Source organism: Variovorax sp. 01T439_2 (assembly GCF_056398445.1).
In genome coordinates, this window is the sequence record NZ_JBFTPJ010000665.1 from 1 (window position 1) to 3,388 (window position 3,388).

The 3,388-nt window shown below is 66.1% G+C and carries 4 protein-coding genes; all 4 read right to left on the reverse strand.

Annotated features, from left to right (window positions below; genetic code table 11):
- On the reverse strand, window positions 1-496 hold a 496-nt coding region (dctP, locus tag AC1DOC_RS25450; protein ID WP_478130744.1), incomplete at its 3' end, for a TRAP transporter substrate-binding protein DctP.
- 51 nt (window positions 497-547) lie between these two features.
- Window positions 548-1,828 carry a TRAP transporter large permease subunit gene (locus AC1DOC_RS25455; protein WP_478080227.1) on the reverse strand — a complete coding sequence of 427 codons (1,281 nt, stop codon included), beginning with the start codon at window positions 1,826-1,828 and terminating at the stop codon, window positions 548-550.
- A 15-nt stretch (window positions 1,829-1,843) separates the two neighbouring features.
- A complete protein-coding gene (locus AC1DOC_RS25460; protein WP_012748426.1) occupies window positions 1,844-2,395 on the reverse strand; it encodes a TRAP transporter small permease in 552 nt (183 codons plus the stop codon).
- Window positions 2,396-2,427: 32 nt separating this feature from the next.
- Window positions 2,428-3,351 (reverse strand): shikimate dehydrogenase family protein, encoded by a 924-nt coding sequence (locus tag AC1DOC_RS25465; protein WP_012748427.1) that lies wholly within the window; start codon window positions 3,349-3,351, stop codon window positions 2,428-2,430.
- Window positions 3,352-3,388: the final 37 nt, after the last annotated feature.

Consider the following 3,388-nt stretch of genomic DNA (forward strand, 5'->3'; position numbering starts at 1 on the left):
CTTCCACCTTGTTGATCGGGCGCTTGCTGTTGGTCACGTTGCGGAAACCCAGGTCCCAGTAGCCCAGGCCGATGAGGTTCTTTGCCGCGAGTTCCGAGAACAGCTTCTTGCCGAAAGGCCCGTCGGTCACCGCATCGGCTTCCTGCGGATTGGCGAACAGGAACGGGAAGTCGAAGACCGCGAAGGCCTTGACCTGGTTGGAGAGGATGCCGGCGTTGAGCACGGTCATCTCGATGGTGCCGCCCTGGAGGGCCGACACGGTCTGCACGTCGCCGCCGAGCGTGCCGCCCGGGAACAGCTTGACCTGCATCTTGTTGCCCGACTTCTGCGCGACGAGTTCGCCGAACTTCTTCGCGCCCAGGGCCTGCGGATGGTCGCCCTGGTTCTGGAACGCGAACTTGATCGAACGCTCCTTGATGTCCTGCGCAACGGCGGCGGCCACGGGCAGCAGCAGTGCGATGCCGAGGCAAAGGGCCCGGGTGAGGGTCTTCTTCATGGATGGTCTCCTTGGGGATTGAGTCAAAAAAAAGAAACGTGAAACGTGGGGTCAGCCGGCGAACCAGCGCATGGGCACCATCACCAGCGAGGGGAAAAATACGAGCAGGAACATCACGATGAACTGCGCCGTCATGAACGGCAGCACGCCGCGCGTCACCTCGTCCATCTTCATCTTGCCGACGCCCGCCACCACGTTGAGCACCGTGCCCACCGGCGGCGTGATCAGCCCGATGGCGTTGTTGATGATGAACAGCACGCCGAAGTACACCGGGTCGATGCCCGCGGCCTTGACCACCGGCATCAGGACAGGCGTGAGGATCAGGATGGTCGGCGTCATGTCCATGGCCGTGCCGACCGCCATCACGAGCACCATGATCGCGATCAGCAACAGGGTCTGGTTGCCCATGAAGGGCTCCAGCAGGCTGATGAGCTTGCTCGGCAGGTCGGCCACCGTGATGAGCCAGGCCGAAACCATGGCCGCCGCCACCAGGAACATGATCACGGCCGTGGTCTTGGCCGCGCTCACGAAGACCTGGTAGAGCTGCGCGAAGTTCATCTCGCGGTAGACCACCATCGCAACGAACAGCGCGTAGACCGCCGCGACCACGGCCGCCTCGGTGGGCGTGAACACGCCCATCTTGAGGCCGACCAGCACGATCACCGGCAGGAACAGCGCCCAGAGCGACTCCTTGAAGGCCTTCGCGCGCTCGGCGCCGGTGGCCTTGGGCGCAGGCTGGACGTTCTCGCGCTTGGCAACCCACCACCACGCAATGGCGATGCCTGCCCCCAGCATGATGCCGGGCACGATGCCGGCCAGGAACAGCTTGCTGATCGACACGTTGGCGGCCACGCCGAAGATCACGAAGCCGATCGAGGGCGGGATGACCGGCGCGATGATGCCGGCCGAAGCGATGAGCCCCCCGGCGCGCGCCTTGTCATGGCCTGCGCGCACCATCATCGGCAGCAGCAGCGCCGCGAGCGCGGCCGTGTCCGCCACCGCCGAGCCCGACAGCGCGGCCAGCAGGCAGGCCGCCAGGATGGCGACGAAGCCGAGCCCGCCGCGGCGATGGCCGACGAGCGTCAGCGCCAGGTGGACGATGCGCTTGGAAAGGCCGCCGACGTTCATGATCTCGCCGGCCAGCATGAAGAACGGCACGGCAAGCAGCGGAAAGCTGTCGGCGCCGTTCACCACGTTCTGCGCGAGGATCTGCGCATCGAACAGGTCGAGGTGGACCATCAGTGCCACGCCCGAAAGCAGCAGCGAATAGGCAATTGGAATGCCCAGCGCCATGGCGGCGAGCAGCGAGCCGAGGAAGATGAATACGGTCATTGGGGGCTCCGGCTCTCAGCGCTTGCCATGGGGGTTGCCGTCGTCGCGCCCGAGTTGCGCAAGGTCTTCCGACTCCTGCACCATCACGAGCTCCTCTTCGCCCAGCCGGCCGGTGAGCGCGCGCACCAGGTCGCTCAGCAGGAACACCGCCGCCGACACCGCGAACACGATGCCCGAGGCGTAGAAGATCGCCACCGATGCGCCGGTCACCGGCGCCTCCACGTCCCAGTTGATCTTTGCCTGCGCCAGGCTGCCGCTGAACAGCAGCCAGGTCGCATACAGCATGAGCAGATGGCCCACGACCAGGCAGATCTTCTTGCCCAGCACCGGCAGGCGGGCCACCAGGAAGTCGGTGCCCAGGTGCCCGCGCTCCTTGACCGCGACCGCCGCTCCCAGGAACGTGACCCACACGAACAGCCAGCGCGACACTTCCTCCGACACGGTGATGCCCGAGTTGAAGGCATAGCGAAGCACCACGTTGCCGAACACCAGCACCACCATGATGGCAAGCGCCAGCGCGATCAGCATGTCGAGCAGCTTGCAGTAGCCGTCGAAAATCCTTGTCATTGCGTCTCCTCCTTGTAAATTGGTTTCCTCTGTCAGGCCACGCTCGGGGACTGGTAGCGCAGGGGCTGCCTGATCTCTGCGGCCATGGCCGGCGGATAGATCAGCTCGCGCAGGAAATCCGCATCCTTGCGCAGCGCTTCGGCCGCATCCTTGTGGCCGAAGTACCCGAAGTAGTGCGGCATCTGCTGGATCAGCATCTCGAAGCCGGCCTGCGCATTGAGGCCGCGCGCGCGTGCCGCGCGCACCAGCGGCGTCGGCTGGTTGCGCAGCAGGATGTCGAACAGCGCGGCATGGCCGTCCATGCGCGCGACGTCCACGGGCAGCGCGTCGGCCTCGTCCAGGCCCAGCGGCGTGGCGTTGATGACGAGGTCGTAGCCTTCGGGCGCATTGCTGTCGACCGCCACCACGTTGGCGTCGAAGAAGGCGTCGAGCTTGGCCGCCACGCCGGCCGCCCTGCCGGCCGAGGTGTCGTAGAAGGCGATGTGCTCGGCGCCGTCGACCGTGCCGCCTTCGGCCAGCGCCACGCCGATGGCCGCGGCGCTCACGCCGGCGCCCAGGATCAGCACCCGCTTGCCGCGGAACGGAATATTGAAGTGGTCGAGCGCGCCCAGCAGGCCTTCGCCGTCGAACAGGTCGCCCTCCAGCTCGCTGTTCTCGATGCGGCGCACCACGTTGACCGAGCCCGCCACGCGGCCGAACAGGCCGCAGCCGTCGAGCAGGTCGACCGCCAGCGGCTTGTGCGGCGGCGCAATCACCATGCCGCGCACATTGCGCGCGAGGAAGGCCGACTTGAAGAACACCGCGAAATCGCGCAGCGGCACCTGCACGGGCACCAGCACCGCGTCGATGCCGAAGCGCTCGAAGGCGGCGTTGAACATCCGCGGCAGGCGCACATTGCGCACGGGGTCGCCGGGAATCAGGTAAGCCAGGGTGCTGCCACTGATGGAGGTGGTCATGTCTTGCCTCTTTTTTGTACGGCAATCGCTCCAGGAC

Excerpts from the sequence above, each read along its gene's own strand:
- AC1DOC_RS25455 (WP_478080227.1), bottom strand. The coding sequence starts at position 1,828 with ATGACCGTATTCATCTTCCTCGGCTCGCTGCTCGCCGCCATGGCGCTG.
- AC1DOC_RS25460 (WP_012748426.1), bottom strand. The coding sequence starts at position 2,395 with ATGACAAGGATTTTCGACGGCTACTGCAAGCTGCTCGACATGCTGATC.
- AC1DOC_RS25465 (WP_012748427.1), bottom strand. The coding sequence starts at position 3,351 with ATGACCACCTCCATCAGTGGCAGCACCCTGGCTTACCTGATTCCCGGC.